General features: G+C 46.0%; 16 protein-coding genes. 12 read left to right on the top strand and 4 right to left on the bottom strand.

The features are described from left to right. Positions 1-4 precede the first annotated feature (4 nt). Genes ACTRWF_RS06595 through ACTRWF_RS06605 form a run of 3 tightly spaced genes read left to right on the top strand, consistent with a single transcriptional unit; the run spans position 5 to position 3593 of the window. On the top strand, positions 5-1039 hold the full coding sequence (locus ACTRWF_RS06595; RefSeq protein WP_278384253.1) for an extracellular solute-binding protein: 1035 nt from the start codon (positions 5-7) through the stop codon (positions 1037-1039). Then, entirely contained in the window at positions 1036-2559 is a 1524-nt protein-coding gene (locus tag ACTRWF_RS06600; RefSeq protein WP_020742636.1) for an ABC transporter permease, read from the top strand. Before ACTRWF_RS06595 ends, ACTRWF_RS06600 begins: the two co-directional genes overlap by 4 nt. Beyond that, on the top strand, positions 2559-3593 hold the full coding sequence (locus ACTRWF_RS06605) for an ABC transporter ATP-binding protein (RefSeq protein WP_020742637.1): 1035 nt from the start codon (positions 2559-2561) through the stop codon (positions 3591-3593). Before ACTRWF_RS06600 ends, ACTRWF_RS06605 begins: the two co-directional genes overlap by 1 nt. A 114-nt stretch (positions 3594-3707) precedes the next feature. On the opposite strand, the gene ACTRWF_RS06610 is transcribed toward ACTRWF_RS06605, so the two are convergent. Next, the gene (locus ACTRWF_RS06610; protein ID WP_020742638.1) at positions 3708-4538 is read right to left on the bottom strand and encodes a mechanosensitive ion channel family protein; all 831 of its coding nucleotides are present in this window, start codon (positions 4536-4538) and stop codon (positions 3708-3710) included. Between the two features lie 280 nt (positions 4539-4818). On the opposite strand from ACTRWF_RS06610, the gene ACTRWF_RS06615 reads away from it, so the two are divergent. Continuing rightward, the gene (locus ACTRWF_RS06615) at positions 4819-6000 is read left to right on the top strand and encodes a BaiN/RdsA family NAD(P)/FAD-dependent oxidoreductase (protein WP_020742639.1); all 1182 of its coding nucleotides are present in this window, start codon (positions 4819-4821) and stop codon (positions 5998-6000) included. Positions 6001-6622: 622 nt separating this feature from the next. After that, entirely contained in the window at positions 6623-7651 is a 1029-nt protein-coding gene (locus tag ACTRWF_RS06620; RefSeq protein ID WP_462835275.1) for an Abi family protein, read from the top strand. Positions 7652-7776: 125 nt separating this feature from the next. On the opposite strand, the gene ACTRWF_RS06625 is transcribed toward ACTRWF_RS06620, so the two are convergent. Further along, positions 7777-8244 carry a hypothetical protein gene (locus tag ACTRWF_RS06625; RefSeq protein ID WP_015065933.1) on the bottom strand — a complete coding sequence of 156 codons (468 nt, stop codon included), beginning with the start codon at positions 8242-8244 and terminating at the stop codon, positions 7777-7779. 469 nt (positions 8245-8713) lie between these two features. Between ACTRWF_RS06625 and ACTRWF_RS06630 the strand changes: the two genes are divergently transcribed. Further along, on the top strand, positions 8714-9886 hold the full coding sequence (locus tag ACTRWF_RS06630; protein ID WP_462835276.1) for an EAL domain-containing protein: 1173 nt from the start codon (positions 8714-8716) through the stop codon (positions 9884-9886). A 49-nt stretch (positions 9887-9935) separates the two neighbouring features. On the opposite strand, the gene ACTRWF_RS06635 is transcribed toward ACTRWF_RS06630, so the two are convergent. Continuing rightward, positions 9936-10820, bottom strand: coding sequence for an ArgP/LysG family DNA-binding transcriptional regulator (locus tag ACTRWF_RS06635; RefSeq protein ID WP_020745176.1), 885 nt, complete (start codon positions 10818-10820; stop codon positions 9936-9938). A 192-nt stretch (positions 10821-11012) separates the two neighbouring features. On the opposite strand from ACTRWF_RS06635, the gene ACTRWF_RS06640 reads away from it, so the two are divergent. Beyond that, on the top strand, positions 11013-11615 hold the full coding sequence (locus tag ACTRWF_RS06640; protein WP_020742646.1) for a LysE/ArgO family amino acid transporter: 603 nt from the start codon (positions 11013-11015) through the stop codon (positions 11613-11615). A gap of 107 nt (positions 11616-11722) precedes the next feature. Beyond that, entirely contained in the window at positions 11723-12040 is a 318-nt protein-coding gene (locus ACTRWF_RS06645; RefSeq protein ID WP_020742647.1) for a DMT family transporter, read from the top strand. A gap of 114 nt (positions 12041-12154) precedes the next feature. Here the strand turns inward: ACTRWF_RS06645 and ACTRWF_RS06650 are convergent, their stop codons facing one another. Next, positions 12155-12871 carry a DUF1499 domain-containing protein gene (locus ACTRWF_RS06650; protein WP_020742648.1) on the bottom strand — a complete coding sequence of 239 codons (717 nt, stop codon included), beginning with the start codon at positions 12869-12871 and terminating at the stop codon, positions 12155-12157. Between the two features lie 164 nt (positions 12872-13035). Here ACTRWF_RS06650 and ACTRWF_RS06655 point away from each other — a divergent pair, with 164 nt between their 5' ends. The 4 genes from ACTRWF_RS06655 (at position 13036) to ACTRWF_RS06670 (ending at position 18854) form a co-directional block, all read left to right on the top strand. After that, entirely contained in the window at positions 13036-13719 is a 684-nt protein-coding gene (locus tag ACTRWF_RS06655) for a DNA-J related domain-containing protein (RefSeq protein ID WP_015065934.1), read from the top strand. 311 nt (positions 13720-14030) lie between these two features. After that, positions 14031-15176 carry an efflux RND transporter periplasmic adaptor subunit gene (locus ACTRWF_RS06660; RefSeq protein WP_012516702.1) on the top strand — a complete coding sequence of 382 codons (1146 nt, stop codon included), beginning with the start codon at positions 14031-14033 and terminating at the stop codon, positions 15174-15176. A 21-nt stretch (positions 15177-15197) separates the two neighbouring features. After that, complete coding sequence (locus tag ACTRWF_RS06665; protein WP_462835277.1) at positions 15198-18299, top strand: efflux RND transporter permease subunit; 3102 nt, start codon at positions 15198-15200, stop codon at positions 18297-18299. Between the two features lie 57 nt (positions 18300-18356). Further along, complete coding sequence (locus tag ACTRWF_RS06670) at positions 18357-18854, top strand: alpha/beta hydrolase (protein ID WP_012516704.1); 498 nt, start codon at positions 18357-18359, stop codon at positions 18852-18854. Positions 18855-18886 lie beyond the last annotated feature (32 nt).

The following is an 18886-nucleotide window of genomic DNA, read 5'->3' on the forward strand; positions in this document are numbered from 1 at the left end:
GTGTATGCAACGTAGAACATTCTTACAAGGCTTAGCTGCAGCAGGTGTTTTATCTGGCTTGCCGCTAGGCTTTGCAAACGCTATGACACAAACCGGTAGTGTGTCAGTAGAATCCCTACCTAAATTAGAAGGTGATCTCACCTTGTACTTGGGGCGCGGTGAAGGCGGCTTGTATGAGAATGTTCTTAAAGCCATTGAAAAGCGCAACCCGAAGTTAAATTTGAAGGTAAGACGTGGTGGCTCAGCAGCATTGGCGAACACGATTGTGGCTGAAACCAAAGCGGGCGTTAAACGCGCAGACCTTTTTTGGGCAGTAGATACTGGCTCAATTGGTGTGGTGACGGACATCGGTGCCGCCAAGCCATTGCCTAACGATTTAACGGCACAGCTTCGTGAAGATTTTCAATATCCCAGCTGGTCACCGGTAACGGGCCGAGTACGTACGCTGCCGTACAACACCGAGCGCGTTAAGCCAGAGCAGATACCTGAAAGCGTAATGGCGCTTGCTGATAGCGACCTAAAAATAGGTTGGGCACCCGCTTATTCGTCGTTCCAATCTTTTGTTACTGCTATGCGTATTTTAGAGGGTGATAAAGCGACAAAGTCGTGGCTTAAAAGCATCAATAAGCATTCTAAAAAGTATGCGGGCGAACTTGGCGTGGTAATGGGCGTTGAGCGTGGCGAAGTGGATATTGGTTTTGCTAATCACTATTACACACTGCGCCTTAAATCAGGCAAGCCCGATGCGAATGTAGCGCTAGCTTACACTAAAGGCGATGCCGGTTGCTTAGTGAATGCGTCTGGTATTGTGGCGTTAAGCGAAGGCGACTTACCGGTTAACTTTATTCGTTACTTACTGTCGCAGGAAGTGCAGTCGTATCTTGCTCGTGAAGCCTACGAAATACCGCTTGTTCAGGGCGTCGAGCAACCGCAAGGCTTAGCAAGTTTGAGCACGCTTTCGCCCCCTGAAATGGACCTTCGTAAGTTGGCTGATTTACGCCCCACACTTAACCTTATGAGGGAAGTTGGCGTACTGTGACAAACTGGCCAAAGTCGTATCCACTGGCACTGCTTATTGCGCTGATGGCTTTATTGCCCGTCGGCGTTTTATTTTCTTTAGCCCAAGACAGTGCGCAACTTTTCGATACCCATAATCTTCGTGTTCTAGGTAACACGGTTTCACTGGTGGTACTTACCATTATTGGTTCGGTGCTAATTGGTGTGCCGCTTGCCTTTCTCACTGCCTATGTGCAAATGCCGTTTAAGCGCTTTTGGTTAATTTTACTTGCCGCGCCACTGGCACTACCCAGTTATATTGGCGCGTTTGCTATGTACTTCTCATTTGGCAGAGGCGGTGAAATAGAAAATATATTAGGTATTACCACGCCGTCCATCAGCGGATTGTGGGGCTCTGCGTTAGTGATGAGTCTTTACACTTACCCCTTTGTGATGATGACTACCCGTTCTAGCCTGTTAAGCTTAGATGCAAGCTTGGTGAATGCGGCTCGCACGTTAGGGCTCTCATTAGGCGCTAGCCTATGGCGTGTTGTGCTACCGCGCGTGGTAAATAGCGTAGCGGCAGGCGCTTTACTTGCTGCGCTTTATGCACTATCTGACTTTGGCACGCCGGCCATTATGGGCTTTGACACTTTCACCCGCGTTATTTTTGTTGAATACAATGCCTTTGGCTTGAGTCAGGCGGCGATGCTGAGCTTACAGCTTATGGTTATTGTCGGGCTAATTCTATTTATTGAAAGCCGCATCAGCGGCGCCTCAGAGCGTCCCGGCAGGCATTTATCACTCTTTCCTGGACGATGGCAGCGCAACCTTATGTTGCTCGCTACTATGCCGATAGTGCTGTTAGCTATAGTGCTTCCGTTAGCCATTTTTACCCTTTGGTTAATACGTGAAGGCACTGGGGGGTTCGAGTTAAGCTACGCATGGAACTCTGCTCACGCGTCTTTTATTGCCGCGGTGGTTGCCGTATTGCTGGCTATTCCAGTTGCCCATGCCGCTATTGCGGGTAAGGCAGGGCGCGTTATGGAGCGTATTACTTATTTTGGTTTTGGTGTACCTGGTATCGTTATGGGAACGGCGCTGGTATACGTAGGGCTTAAATATTTACCTGCGCTATATCAAACGTTAAGTTTATTGGTAATGGCCTATGTGCTGCGTTTTATTCCACTTGCGGTGGGTAGCGTAAGAAGTACAGCAGAGAATATCGACTCCGGTTTGGTGAAGGCGGCCCGCGTGCTAGGCGCAAGTCCTCGCGAGGCATTTATGCGTATTACGTTACCGTTAACCCTTCGTGGTATGATAGCGGGCGCAGCCTTGGTGTTCTTAGAGGCAATGCGAGAACTTCCCGCTACTTTAATGCTTGGCCCAACGGGGTTTGAAACCTTAGCCACTTACATGTGGCGTGTGTATGAAGCCGGTTATTTTGGTCGTGCCGCCGTACCGGGGTTATTATTAGTTTTATTATCAGGCGTGGGGTTAATTCTCATGCTGTCGGGCGAGAAAAAAGCCCAATTTACCGTTACCGAGGATGAGCGTTCGTAATGCTAAGTGTAAGTAATTTGTCAGTGAATTATGGGTCTACCCGCGTAGTCGACAAGTTAAACCTAGAACTGGGGCAAGACGAAATTCTCATGTTGGTTGGGCCGACAGGGTGCGGTAAAACCACAATCTTACAAGCACTTGCGGGGCTTATTCCTATTTCTGAAGGCACCATGCGTTTAGGTAAATGGGAAAGTAGTGCAAATAAGCACGTTCCGCCTGAAAAACGCAACGTGGGTATGGTGTTTCAAGATTTTGCACTTTTTCCTCACTTAACTGTTCAGCAAAACGTGTGCTTTCGTTTAAAAGATACATCCCTTGCCGATCACTGGCTTACCTTACTCGGCCTAGATAATTTCCGCGATGTTAAGCCAGCGCGACTTTCCGGCGGTCAGAAGCAGCGCGTAGCCTTGGCGAGAACCTTAGCCCACGAACCGGCCTATGTATTACTTGATGAACCGCTTTCAAACCTAGATGCCGCGTTAAAAGACAGCCTGCGTTGGGAAATTCGCGATGCGCTTAAGAAAGCGGGTGTGCCCGCTATCTGGGTTACCCATGACCAAGAAGAAGCGCTTAGCGTCGGTGATAGGGTAGGTATTTTAAATAAAGGCGTGTTAGAGCAGTTAGACACACCAGAAGCCTGTTATTCATCACCAGCTAGCCGTTTTGTTGCGCGCTTTATGGGCGAAGCAAGTTTCTTGAGCGCAACATTTGATGCTAGTGAAGCAAATACAGACAAAACGGTTGTTACTGAAATTGGCAAGGTGCCAGGCACGCCGCTTCAAGGTGCTAACGGTAATGTAGATTTACTCGTGCGCCCTGACGATTTAAGCCTAGATGCCACGCTTAGTGAGACCAACTGTACGGTTGAATGGGTGCGCTATGAAGGCGAAAGCCGATTGTATGCGGTTATGCTAGATAGCGGTGATGAACTTAAAGTACGTGTCAGCCACGAAAACGCGATTAAGCCCAGTACCCGTGCTTTTGTTCGGTTAATTACTACGCACCCGCTAGCGGTGTTTCCTAAAAACGTTTAGCAGCGCTTCTTTAAATAAGCGTAGCGCTTAATAACTGACTTAAAGAAAGAATATAACAAGGGCAGCCGTTTGGCTGCCCTTTCACTAACTAAGACATTCTTTATAACATACGCACTATGCGTTTTCATTAACCACAATGACTTTGCGATGCGGGAATGGAATTTCGATGTTCGCTTCATCTAGGGCTTTCTTAATTTGCTCAGGTACTGAGAAAAGAATGTTGAAATAGTGCTCGCCGTGACAAAACGGCCGAACAATAAAGTCTACAGAACTGTCGTTAAGCGTAGATACTTCTACAAATGGCGCAGGGTCTTTAAGTACATGCGGGTGGTCTGCTAATACTTTGTCGATAACCGCGCGAGCAGCATCAATGTTTTCGTTGTAAGCAATACCGAATGTCATATCTACACCACGAATTTCATGGTGCGAGTGGTTAACGATTTGCTCGCCCCAAATTTGGCTATTTGGAATGATAATTTGCTTATTGTCGAAGGTTTGCAAGATAGTCGTGAATAAGTCTATCTCGGTAACTTTACCAAATTTACCTGCCGCATCGACAAAGTCATTCACTTTATAAGGGCGGAAGATAAGTAACATAACTCCAGCCGCTAAATTAGACAGCGTTCCCTGAAGGGCAAGGCCAATAGCTAAGCCAGCTGCTCCTAAAAGTGCGATGATAGAAGCGGTTTGCACACCGAAGCGGTTAAGAACAGCAATGCCTACAAAGGCCAAGATGGTATAACGCGCTACACTGCCAAAAAACTTAAATAACGTATCATCAAGCTGAGGGTGGCTGCTAGCAATAGCAGCAATGGCGTTATAAACCTTACTTGCTATCCAAAGGCCAATAATAAGAATGGCTAGCGCAAGTAAAATATTGGTGGCCCATGCTAACGCAGCAGGCAGGTATTGATTAATATCGAGTGACGCTAAGAACTCTTCCATGGATACAATCCTCTGTAATTTGTGAAGTCGTCGCTATTTCGTTTGTTTGTTCAAATTGAGTTGCACCTCAATTGTGGCGCATAGTTATAAGCGAATTAATTTTTCTTTAGTATTGTTAAAAAGTATTAAAATTTATCAATGTCGACTAAAGAACAAGATTAAATTTCTCGGTAAAATAGGCTTTGCATTGTGCGGTGGGGCTTATTACGTATAATCCCGAATTCCTAACTAGCGCTGAGGCTGGCGTAAGTTATTTGGCTTGAATTAAGGTAAACCGATAGTGATAAAGCGCGATGTAATAGTGATTGGGGCCGGCGCAGCTGGGCTTTTTTGTGCAGCACAGGCAGGCGCGCGCGGACGCAGCGTAGAGGTGCTTGACCATGCCAAAAAAGTTGGGCGTAAAATTCTTATGTCGGGTGGCGGTCGTTGTAACTTTACCAATATGTATGCCGGGCCTGAAAACTTTCTATCGCAAAACCCCCATTTTTGTAAGTCGGCGCTTAGCCGCTATACCCAATGGGACTTTATCGGTTTAGTGGCCGAACATGGCATTGCCTATCATGAGAAGACATTGGGCCAATTATTTTGTGATGATAGCGCCAAAGACATCGTTGACTTACTGCTCAATGAATGTAGTAAAGCGGGCGTTACCATTACTACCCGCTGTGAAATTTTAAGCGTAGAAAAAAACGAAGGTGGGTATTCACTTACAACGTCGAGCGGCGAATATAGCTGTGAATCTTTAGTTATCGCGACGGGCGGTTTAAGCATGCCAAAGCTGGGGGCCACACCGTTTGGTTACAAAGTTGCCGAGCAATTTGGTCTTAAGGTTTTACCTACTCGGGCAGCCCTTGTTCCCTTTACCCTGCACGATAAAGACAAAGATATCTTGGCAGAACTTAGCGGTATCGCGGTAGATGTATACGCAAGCTGTAACGACACCACGTTTAAAGAAGGCATGCTGTTTACCCACCGTGGTTTAAGCGGCCCAGCCATGCTACAAATATCTAGCTACTGGGAAGCGGGCGACAGCTTAAGTATCAACACGCTTCCCAATGACGATGCCACTGCGCTTATACAAACCGCGCGTAACGAAACGCCCGATGCCCTGCTTGCTACCTCTTTAAATAAAGTATTCCCCAAGCGCATGGTGCAAAGCTTTATTGAGTATCATAACTGGCGCAATGTGCCGGTAAAACAGCTTACCCACAGCGAATGTGATGCCATTGCTGATACGTTAGAGAATTGGCAGGTGAAACCCAATGGCACCGAAGGTTACCGCACCGCAGAAGTCACCATTGGCGGGGTAGATACCAACGAGTTATCGTCTAAAACCATGATGGCCAAAAACGTGGAAGGCCTCTACTTCATTGGCGAAGTGGTAGACGTCACTGGCTGGCTAGGCGGCTTTAATTTCCAATGGGCGTGGAGCAGCGGCTGGGCAGCAGGGCAGGTGGTTTAAAACTTGATCTGAAATAATTAAAACGAAGACAGATGAAGATGTATCGAAGGCGGTCTTTCCTTTTTTCGAACTGAAAAGGCTCAAATTTTGATAGTTAAGCCTAAAATAGAGGCTGTCTTCTTTATAGCAAAGCTATTTAAAACCACTACTGCAATACCAGTTGGTTTTGTTCAAGGCCTGATGCATAGCGGTTCTCTGCGTTTAATTTACCAAATACTAATTCTACTTCTTGTTCTCAAAAAGCGCCTCTTACTATATCCCTGGACTAATCCCCTGTGAACGGCATTAGCTGACATTGACGGGCGAGCTGTACGGAATTGGGCTACGTACACTGCTTGATCATATCGCCAGGAACAAGGCTTTACGTATATAAAACCGGCTTTAAGTTCAGTATTCTTATTACTGAATAAGGATTACTGTTTTGCTCTGGTATAAAAGGGGTTATGTTGAAATTTTCGTAGTGTATTGGGTTAATACTCTAAGGAGAATAGATGAATGTGGTTGACGGGCGGTAAGCGTATCACTAATATTAAAAATAACACGCCCGCCAAGCCTCTTAACAATGCTCAAATTGTGCGGGCTTTTTTATGCCTGAATTTTACGTCATGGAAGATAAGGCATAATGAATCAATTCAACAAACCCGCGGTTAGTGTTACAGAACAAATCAGCATTCTTAAAAATCGCGGTCTAGCCATTCAATTTCCAGAGCGTGCGGAAAGATATTTAGAAGTAATAAGCTATTTTCGCCTTAGCGCATATATGCGCCCCTTCCAAAAGAATATAAACAAACGAGGTGTAGACCATCAATTCAAAGATGGAACTGAATTTAAACAAATAGTGAACTTGTATTCTTTTGATAGAGAATTGCGATTGCTCATTATGGACGCTATTGAGAGAGTAGAAGTTGCAATTCGAGCTACCTTGAACAACGTGATGGCTAACAAGTATCAAACTGATGATATATGTAGTGGTTCTCACTGGTACTTGAATAAATCATTATTTAAATCATCATATCAGCACAAACGACTGTTAAAAGAAATCGAAGACAAGCAATTAAAAGAATTCAACGATCTTCAGAGAGACGTAAAAAAGATTGAACGAACTTCAGCTGCCGCAGAAATTAAAGTACGGCGGATTGAAAGAAGAGTTAGAGAGAATTATGCCCGCTTTTACCAACATACATATGATTCGCCTCAGCTTATGCCTGGTTGGGCGATGGTAGAAGAACTAACTCTCGGGAGTATATCTCACTTATATCGGGGGCTAGCAAGAGATAGCGACCGTAAAGACATAGCTAGAAGATTTGACTTACCTCAAGAGGTTCTTGAAAGTTGGTTGCATACGCTAAACTTTGTGAGGAATTGTTGCGCACATCATAGTCGGCTTTGGAATAGAGAGTTGTCTGTTCAGCCCAAAATTCCCAATGGTGATAACTGGCAGATGCCAGATAGATTAGAGCCCAGCCAGGTTCAGCCTAAGCGTCGTATCTATATGGTGTTACTTATGTTAGGTCACCTGATGAGACAGGTTAGTCCAGATAGTCAATGGCATAAGAAAGTAAAAGCGCTGGTTACACTTCATCCCGAAATCCCAATATTTCCTATGGGCCTTCCTGATGATTGGCTTACCCACGAATTCTTCAGTAGTTAAGTACCACTAGACATCAAAACATCTTCATGAAATACAAATTTGCAAAGCCAATGAGTGAGATTAAGTAAAAATCATTCATAATAAAATATATTCGTTTTACTTATCCTCATTTGCAGCCTCTAACATTAAAACGACATACCTATCGCCAAACCCGCTACCACCGCACTTTTATGGTTTCTGTGGTAGTCGTAATGAAGTTGGGGCGACACGGTAAAGCCAGCCATTTCAAATTCGTACAAAAGGCCTAAGCGGGCGACTTCCATTTTATGACTGCCATGAAATTCTAGGCCTGGGCCAATTTGTGCAATGAAGTGGTTAGTAATATGAAGGTCGGCAACCAGTAAGTAGGTATAGGCATCTAAGTCTTCGTATGCGTACTCTGCAACAAAGCCAACGCCTAAAAAGTCATTAAGTCTGTATTCGTAATCGATACCCAGCGTAAACGCGTTGCCGCACTCTTTTGTGTAGGTTGTGCCTACAAGCGCAGACAAATGGTGTGGTGTTGATTGCCAGTGATGAGCATTTCCTTTTGCACCAACGCCAGAGGCATAAGCTGAGGCACCCAGCAAAACGGTTGCTAAATAAACTCGCATGGTCTTACTCACTTACGTTCTAATCGTGACTTCCCAGAAAGTTGTACTTCCTAGCACTCATTAAAGCGTAGGTATGATTCACGCCTCTTGCCAATGGACTTTAGTTTAACGACTTTACCAGATAGGAGGTTGATAAGGTTATAGGTTGAGCTAATTGCTTAAGGTAATAGAAGTTACCGCCTATCCATACCGCTAAAGTTTCGTTAGATTTTAGTACAAGTGGTGAGCGCAAAGAGTATGAAGAAACTTAATAGATATGACAGGGACAAATTTAATAATGCCTACACTAACATGCCCGCGATAGGAAGCCTTAGGCCTAATTAACGTTGTTTTTTCTTATAACTTTGTCGTGAAGCGGTAGTCTTGTCTATACTCGGATAGTACGAACAAATATAGGCTTGCTCAGCAGGAAATATATCGTCAAAACCACAATAGAGGAGTGTCATTATTTTAATACGCGGAGTGTCACGTGCTTAAGCAATTGATTTATCGAAGCAAAGCTACGGAAAAATTTAGTGAGGAAGATTTATCGAAAATAATGTCAGACTCCCTACCGTACAATGAGCCAAATGGCATTACAGGTATTTTGTTATTCGATGGTGAATACTTTTTTCAAGTGCTTGAAGGAGAAAGCGAAAAAGTCGAAGCGCTCTATGAACATATCAAAAAGGACAGGCGTCACAGTGCTATCGTAAAGGTAACAGAAATTGTTATTCACGAACGTAACTTTGGTGCTTGGCTTTTAAGAACCCTGCTGGTTAATCAAGGTAGTCGCTGTTACTGGCTGCCCTCAGACCTAAACCTTAATCGAGAAAGTCGAATATTTGCGTTACTAAACAGTTTTGCTTCAGGTAAATGGCGAAACTGCTTGAGTGATGACGATCGCAAGAAAATTAACGCGAAAGTGGCAGTTAAAGCTGCATCTGTAGATGCTTTCGAAAACTCCAACATTCAGTTCGCTTTCCAGCCCATTGTTGATACGTTTAAAGGCAGAGTCTCAACAATAGAAGCGTTATTAAGAGCTGACGACGGCAGATACCCTGAAGCTATCCTCGACAGTTTACACGGTGATGAAAAATATAAGTTTGACCTTGAGACTAAGGCTATAGCAATAGCCCAAGGGGCTAAGTTACTCAACCCATCCCAATCACTTTCGGTAAATTTATGCCCGGGCGCTATCACACATATGCCCAATGTGGCTGACTATTTGTGCTCTTTATTAAATCAACATAAATTAAAACCAAAACAACTGGTGCTAGAGGTCACGGAAACGGAAATTATTAGTGAAAGCGCTGCATTCTACGACGTTATTGCGCGTATACGCTCGCGCGGAATTCAAATCGCTATCGATGACTTTGGTGCAGGGTACGCTGGTTTATCTCTGCTCGCAGATTTTTCGCCCGATATAATAAAACTCGATAGAAAGATTACTACAGGTATTCATGAAGACGGTCATCGTCAGGCAATTACTGAAGCTGTGTTAGAGTTTGGTAATGCAATGGGCATTCCACTGGTTGTGGAAGGCGTCGAAACAATGGAAGAGTGGCTGTGGCTTCAGCATGTAGGTGTTCAAAGGTTTCAGGGCTTTTTGTTTGCAAGGCCGCGGCTTAATGGCCTATCGGAAATAAATTTTCAAGTGTAAAAGAGCAACACACAAGCGCCGGGTTCGCGTCTTTATAGCGAATAAAAATTCACGTGAGTTGTGCCTTGGCCACTTTTTTAACTGCTGTGGTTAAATCGGCAAGTGCTGCTGACTCAAGCGTAGTCCAATGCCAAAACAGCGGTACTCCCAGCTCTTTTTTGGGAAACAGTGGGATTAACTCACCCTCTTTGACCTCTTGCGCTACCTGAAGTGTTGGCAGCAGCGCCCAAACCACGCCATCTAACGCCATTTTTACAAAACCATGAGACGAGGGATACCAGTGACAGGTAGTAAACGTAGGCGCAATATTTAAACATTCCCTTTGATAGTCGGTAAGTAGCGTTACATCGTATTCATCGTACAAAAGCCCCGGCGTATTCATTACATGTTCAGGCGATATTCCGTTACTAAGATGCCGCTCTATGAAACGAGGCGAAGCATACAGCTGGTAGCGCATGGTGCCTAACCTGACCGACTGGCCACCGGTGACAGGTGTTCCCGTTTGGCTAATGCATGCCATAACCCGCCCTTGTTGTAATATCTCTCTGGTTTGGGTTTGATCTGCGTTGACGATGTGCACTGGATTGGCGTGCTTTTCACTGAATGAAGCCATAACTTGTGAATACCACGTGGCAAGCACATCATTGTTCACTGCTATACTGATAGGTGCTGCCGAGGCTTCTAAACCACTTTTTATATTTAATGCTTCTTCAAGCACACTCACTTTCTGTATATGAGCAAGCAGCTCTTTCCCAAGCGGTGTTGCTTTCAATGGCTTAGTACGCACCATCACCGGGCCACCCACACTTTGCTCTAAGCGTTTTATCTTCTGAGAAACCGCCGATTGCGTAAGATTTAGCGCCTGCGCGCCCTTTTCAAACCCTCCGTAGCGAAGAACTTCGTGAAAGCATCGTAGCGCGTCGTAGTCGAGCATGGTGATCCTGTGAAAAGAAGGTTATTAGTATTAATTTTGCTTATCAAAGACAAAAATCATTAATTTAATTTAGCTGCTTAAGGTGTATAAAATCAAGCCAATTATTTAGGTTGCTACGGCGTATTGATAGTCAATGATGAGCAACCAGCTCGTTCTATTTTATTTATCTATTTACTTTAAGAGGCAGACAACATGTTGGCGGCAGCAACAAGTGGTTTCGTGATGGGCGGTACCCTTATCATCGCAGTAGGCGCACAAAACAGCTTTCTGATTGAGCAGTCGATGAAAAAGCAGTGGACCACCCTATTCGTTTTACTGTTTATTCTTAGCGATGCCATTTCAATTAGCCTGGGTGCGATGGGCTTTGGCTTGTTGTTGCAAGAGTATCCAATGCTAGTGACGGTGACCAAATGGGCTGGCGTAGCATTTTTGTTATGGATAGCGTTTAACAAGATTAAGTCGTCGTTAGCAAATGATGCCTTGGTGTTAGCGATGGCGAAAAAGCAACTGTCGTTTAAAAAGGCGCTGTTAATTGCATTGGCAGTAACGTGGCTTAATCCACATTTTTACTTAGACACGCTATTGCTAATGGGAAATTTGGCGAGTCAGTGGCAAGAAAATAAATGGTGGTTTGTGGGCGGTGCGATTGGGGCATCCGTAGTGTGGTTTGTGGGGCTAAGCACCCTGACCGCGCGCTTTGCCCATCATATGCAACGTCCCAATTTTTGGCGCTGGTTTAACCGCCTAAATGCGGCCGTGTTGGGGATGGTAAGTATACAGTTGGCAAGCCTTTAGCTAAGACACGCTGAGTCGCAAAATTCTAAGACGCGTTGAACCCCAGGCTTTCGTTGAAACGGTATACTGCTGCGGTAAGTCAAACCACTGATTTAAAGGATATACAGGTGAGCTGGATTTATTTGATAACGGCGGGCTTGCTGGAAATTGGCTGGCCCGTAGGACTTAAAATGTCGCAAGAGGCGGAAACCCGTGTCATGGGCATTCTACTGGCCACAGGTTTTATGGCTGCCAGTGGTTTTTGCCTTTGGATGGCACAAAAACAAATTCCCATAGGTACGGCGTATGCTGTATGGACGGGCATAGGGGCAGCGGGCACGTTTTTGGTAGGCGTGATGTTTTACGGCGACCCTGCGTCGTTAGCACGCTATTTTGGCGTGGCGCTTATTGTGGCGGGCGTTGTTGTACTTAAACTAGCGCACTAATGTGGAGGCGGCCAACCTGAGCGGCCAAAAGCAAATAAAAAGCCCGTTCGCTTTTCATTGTGAACGGGCTTTTTTACCTTTCTACGCCTCAATTATGCAAGCGTGGGGCTATATTTAGTAATACCCTAGCTGGCTTCTAAGTTCGGCCATAAAGGTTTCAATACGCTCAGCATTTTTGCCTAAATCGCTTTTCCCTACGCGTGATTTACTGCGTACATCAACCAAGGTGTCATCGCTTTTAGCGGTTAACCTGATAACCACGTCGTCTTTGAAGCCGAACCAAGTGGTGGTGTCGGTGGCTTCCAGTGTGTTAGGTAAAGCGCCATCGCTAACGCGTTCCCAACCCAGTGCCTCTATCGCTTTCTCTGCGGCCATATAAACTTCATTGACGGGCTGTGGCAACAGTTGAGTTTTAATTTCAGGGTAGGCTTCTATCTGCTGTTTGGTGACGTCGCCGCCTTCATAGGCTACCGAGTTAGGCGCGCCTTCGCGCAGTGGTGCGATAGCTACAAATTCGGGTGGGTTTGTCACGTCGGTGGTGATATCGTGAATGGGGGGAACCGCGCTTGCCTTGCTCATCATGCTAACCGGCATGCCTACCGCAATTAGCGCAAGAATAGCGCAAACAAGCGTACTGCCCCAGTTTACGTTTTTACGGTTTAGTAATACCTGCAAAATAATAAGTATGATGGCTGCGCCGCCGACATATACGCCGAAGCGTAACGATGTAAACGCGGTGCCTAGGCTGACGCCAGCATATTGATACAGTGGGCCAGGCAATACCACCATGAGAAAACCAACTATGCTGGTTAGGGCAATGAGTGCTTTCAAGTGAACTCCAAGGTTGTTATTTTAGTTTGACCAACCTACTTTAACAGGCAAATGGGAATTTTGGATTAGTTTCTCGCAATAAAAATGGGGGCCGTTTATTTTGCTGAGCCCTTTTATTTAAGTAAAAACTCTCTACAGCCCGAATCTAAAAAAGGTAAGTCGCATTGCAAAGTGAGACAGTCGATGAAGCTATTTACGTACAACAAGCTGAGTTGTTGGTTGACCTTCTCTCTACCTTCAAGCCTTTTTTTATAAAGGGTATTAGCGAATACGCGCTTATCGAGCTGTTGAAAAAAGCCCCCTATCAGTTTTTCGATGAAGACGCGCTGCGTGACCCACTTATTCTCTTTAAAACCCATTTCGTTTTGTTTCACGCGCTTTATCAATTGAAACGCAATTGGCGCGAGCGAAATGAAGGCGAGTTAGATATTCATGCGCTCAAAATTTCGTTAAAGCCCATTGATAAATCAGACGCTGAGCAAAACGACGGGGCCAAATTAAGAGGCAAAGTAATAACGGAACCAGATAAGCTGGCTGAATACTACTTGGATTGGTCTAACTTCGAGAAGACCGACCGCGATAGCGTTGAAACATTATTAAACGGGTTTTGGCAGCGCATGGCAGGGTTGCGAACCGCCAACTATCAGCAAAGTGATATTGATAATGCCCACGACTTACTAGGGGTAAATGAGGCGGATGGCGTATCGAGCATGTCATTAAAGCGCGCCTACAAAAAAACGCTTCAGCGCGTGCATCCTGATAAAGGGGGTAATGGGCAACAGGCGCAAAAGGTTATTCAGGCATATCAGATGCTATGTGCGTACTATTCGCTAAATTCGGCAAAATAGAATGATACTGAGCGTATAATTTCGCATTATTCGTATAATGTATATGGCCTACGGCAGTTAAACGACAACAACGGTAACTTCAGCTTCATTCTCTTTTATTCTGATGTATAAATGCGCACAATATGAACGATAAGAGCGCAGATTCGTACTAACGAGCGTTTAACTGTGCCACACCTCTTCCGATTATCATCGTATCGGTCTAGTAGGGCTGTAGATAATTAGGCGCATTGGAAGCAAACATTCTTAGTTTTATATTGGAAATACGGAACAAAGGCCGTGTTCTGTAAACGTTATTGGGAAATAGAAAATTTATGAGTCGCATTTTTTATGTTACTGCAGCATTAATAACCCTGTTGGGCGTTATTGGGTGTTCGAACGAAGGTGAGCAAGCGCAGCAAGGTGCTCAGCAAGGTAAGCCTGCACCTTCCGTATCGGTAGTTACGCTGGAAAAACAACCTGTAGTACATGAAATGGTGTTGCCGGGCAGAGTTAGCCCGTCTCGTCAGTCTCAGGTGCGTCCCCAGGTAGATGGTGTTATTACCGAGCGCCTATTTGAAGAAGGCGCTTATGTAGAAAAAGGTCAGCAGCTTTATCAAATTGACGAGGCACGCTACCTGGCGCAGCTAAATAGTGCTAAGGCTGATTTAAAAAGCGTAGAGGCAAACCTTAAAACACTGGAAGCGAAAGCTCGCCGTTACGACGACCTTGTGGCGCAAAATGCGGTAAGTAAGCAGGAATACGACGACGTTATTGCCCAAAAAGACCAGGCGCAGGCCGCCATTAGTGTGGCTGAAGCCGCAGTTGATGTGGCTAAAGTAAATATGGGCTATACCAAGGTATACGCGCCGATAAGCGGGCGTATTAGCCGTTCGTTTGTAACCGAAGGTACCCTTGTCACTACCAATCAGGCACAGCAGCTTGCCACCATAACCCAGTTAGATCCTGTTTTTATTGATATGCAAGAATCAGGGTCGTCAATTATCACATTGCGCCAATCAATGCGTAAGCAAGGCTCTATGGACGTAGAGTTGACGGTCGATGAAGTGACCGGTAAGCGCTATGAACAAACCGGAAGCGTAAAATTTTCTGAAGTCACCGTTGATGAGAGCACGGGCTCAGTCACCCTTCGCGCAGAAATGCCAAACCCTGAAGGCGTGTTACTGCCAGGGTTATTTGTAAAAGGCCACGTTATCACTGGCCGTGAAAACGCGCTATTAATCCCTCAGCGTGCCACCACTCGCCAGCCTGACGGCTCGTTGTCTGTGTATGTTGTTAACAAGAACAATGAAGTTGAAGGTCGAACCTTAGAAATTGGCAAGATTTACCGCGATCAGTATGTGGTTTTAAACGGCGTGAGTGAGGGCGAGAAGGTCATTGTAACTGGGTATCAGAAGGTTAAACCTGGTGCAAAAGTTAACCCGTCTGAATGGCAACCGTCATCACGTGGCTCACGATAGCAAGCAAGGGATTTAAGTAATATGGCTCGTTTTTTTATAGACAGGCCCGTGTTTGCATGGGTGCTCGCAATTATCACTATGATGGCTGGTGTACTTGCCATTACTTCACTGCCAATTGAGCAATATCCCAAGGTGGCTCCCCCTTCGGTGACCATTTCGGCAACCTACCCTGGAGCGTCGGCAGAAACCGTTGAAAACTCGGTAACGCAGGTTATCGAACAAAGCCTAACGGGTATCGACAATTTGCGTTATTTCTCGGCAAGTAGCTCGAACAGCAGCCTATCGATAACGTTAACATTCGAACCCGGTACCGACCCTGATATTGCGCAAGTTCAAACGCAAAACAAGGTGCAAGGCGCTTTGCCGCTGTTGCCAACCCAAGTGCAGCAGCAAGGGGTAACAGTAACTAAGGCGAACAGTGCTTTTGCACTGGCGGTGGGTTTTTATTCTGAAGACGACAGCATGACGCAGTATGATCTGAGCGACATGTTAGTGTCGAGTTTCCAAGACCCAATATCCCGTGTAAACGGGGTAGGTAATGTGCGGGTTTTTGGTGCGCAGCGTTCTATGCGCATTTGGTTAGACCCAGATAAACTGTATAGCTATAACCTGACCCCCACGGATGTTCAGGCAGCCGTGCAGGTTCAAAACACTGATGTTTCAGCAGGGCAATTAGGTGGTTTACCGGCTATTGAAAACCAGCAAATAAACGCGACTATTCAAGCGCAAAGCCGCCTACAGACCGTAGAAGATTTTGAGAACATCGTACTTCGCGTAAATACCGATGGTTCGCAAGTGCGAGTACGAGATGTTGCGCGGGTAGAGCTTGGTGCACAAAGTTACGATGTTATTGTTCGCTACGATAGAAGGCCTGCTTCTGGCATGGCCATCAGCTTAGCGTCGGGGGCTAATGCCCTAGATACGATAAAAGCCGTAAAAGCCAGAGTGGAAGAGTTACGTTCAAACCTACCTGATAGCGTAAAAGTGGTTTATCCGCTCGATAGCTCACCTTTTATCGAGCTATCTATTGAGTCGGTGGTACATACTTTAATTGAAGCGGTAGTGTTGGTATTTTTGGTGATGCTACTTTTCCTTCAAAACTGGCGTGCCACTCTTATTCCTACTATTGCGGTACCTGTTGTTTTACTGGGTACATTTGCCGTGCTACTGGCCTTTGGTTTTAGTATTAATGTACTGACCATGTTTGCCATGGTGCTTGCCATCGGGCTGTTAGTGGACGACGCCATCGTAGTTGTAGAAAACGTTGAGCGTATTATGGAAGAGGAAGGCCTTTCGCCTGCCGAAGCCACTAAAAAGTCGATGTCTCAGATTACGGGGGCGTTGGTAGGTATTGCAGCCGTTCTTTCAACCGTATTCATTCCCATGGCGTTCTTTAGCGGTTCTGCGGGGGCGATTTACCGCCAGTTCTCTGTGACTATCGTGTCGGCGATGGCGTTTTCAGTATTAGTTGCCATTGTGCTGTCCCCTTCGTTGTGCGCCACGTTGTTAAAACAGCATTCCGAAGATCATGACAAGAACAAAGGCTTCTTTGGCTGGTTTAACCGCACCTTTAACAAGGGGCGTGACCGCTATCAAAGAACCACCACTCACATGGCGAAACGATTTAAGCGCTATTTCGTGGTGTACGGGTTATTAGTGGGCGGTATGGCGTTCATATTTAGCCAGCTTCCAGGTGCGTTCCTTCCCGATGAAGACCAAGGGCGAATGATGGTGCTCGTCAGCACACCGCCAGGGGCAACAGCAGGGCGAACGCTAGAGTCAATTAAACAGGTTGAAGACTACATTCTTGAGCAGGAAAGCGACGCAGTTAACGGTATGTTTGCGGTAGTGGGCTTTAGCTTTGCAGGTCAAGCGCAAAATGCCGGCATGGCGTTCTTAAACTTTAACGATTGGAGCGTGCGAGACGAGAGTGATTCTGCATTCGCGGTTACGCAGCGCGCGTTTGGTGCCTTTAGCCAAATTCAAGATGCCTCGGCCTTTCCCATTGTACCGCCACCCATTATGGAGTTAGGCAACGCGACAGGCTTCGATATGCAGCTGGTGGATCGCGGTGGAAACGGTCATGAAGCCTTAATGAATGCCCGTAACCAGCTACTGGGTATGGCTGCGCAGAACCCGAAACTTGCAGGTGTGCGCCCCAATGGCTTAAGTGATGTTCCTCAGTTTAAGATTAATATCGACAGTGAGAAAGCATCGGCACTCGGCTTGAATTTAAGTGAGATTAATAACGCGCTTCAAATTGCTTGGGGCTCAAGCTACGTCAACGACTTTATCGATAAGGGGCGTATTAAGCGCGTATATATGCAGGCTGATTTGCCGCATCGTATGACCCCTGAAGACTTAGATAAGTGGTTTGTGCGCAACAGCGACGGCGAAATGGTGGCATTTAGCACCTTCTCTACGACAGAGTGGGTGTATGGCTCACCTAAGCTGGAGCGCTTTAACGGTATTTCATCGGTGAACATTCAAGGTAGTGCAGCACCTGGCGTGTCCTCTGGTGAAGCGATGGCTGAAATGCAAAAGCTGGTTGGTCAACTACCGTCAGGGTTTGCGGTTGAATGGTCGGGCTTATCTTACGAGGAACAGGAAGCAGGCTCTCAAGCCCCCATGCTGTATGCGCTTTCTATTTTGATCGTGTTCTTGTGCTTAGCCGCCCTGTACGAAAGCTGGTCGGTGCCTTTTGCCGTCATGCTGGTTGTTCCCTTGGGTATACTAGGCTCGGTAACCGCCGCGTTCATCTTTAACTTGCCAAATGATGTTTACCTGCAGGTAGCCTTTTTAACAACGGTGGGTTTGGCTGCAAAGAACGCGATTCTTATTGTTGAATTTGCAAAAGAGCAGTACGAAAACGGTGAAGATTTAATGACAGCCGTATCTAACGCGGCCTCCCAACGTTTTCGCCCAATTCTTATGACGTCTATGGCATTTATCCTTGGGGTAACGCCGCTAGCGCTGGCAAGTGGAGCGGGAGCAGCAAGTCAGAACGCTATCGGCATTGCGGTGATGGGCGGCATGTTTGCGGCGACATTCTTGGCTATTTTCTTTGTGCCCATGTTCTACGTGATGGTAGAAAAACTGTTCCATAAAGAAGACAAGCAATAAGCAAGTGCGCTAGAGTGAGAAAAAAACGTTTCATTCTTCTACATAGGGATATTGGTAATGACCACAGTTGTTTTTTCTCACGGCAAAGAAAGCGGTCCATGGGGCAGTAAAATAACCACGCTTTCTAATGTAGCGAACGATATGGGCTTTGGTGTAGAGAGTATCGATTATCAAGATCTCGATTGCCCCGAAGCCCGCTTAGAGCGCCTAAAAGAGACCATTGCTGAAAAGTGTAATGACGTTGTTTTAGTGGGCTCGAGCATGGGCGGCTATGTGTCACTCGCCGCGGCGAGCCAAATATCGGCGAGAGGTGTCTTCCTTATGGCGCCTGCGCTGTACTTGCCCAATTACAAAGTTCAGCGTTTTCCCTACGACGGTTACGTGAGTTTGGTGCACGGCTGGAACGATGAGATTGTGCCAATTGAGAACAGCCTTAAGTACGCTCGTCATCAAAAAGCGCAGCTTTTGTTACTTAACGACGGTCACCGTTTAGCAAATAGTAAGTCGGTAATTTCGCCGTTTTTCAGAAACTGGTTGGAAAAGTTTCGCTACTAACCTTTTGTATTCATAAGGTGTGTTGGCTGAAG

Source organism: Alteromonas sp. G5_S2_22_S1 (assembly GCF_054968525.1).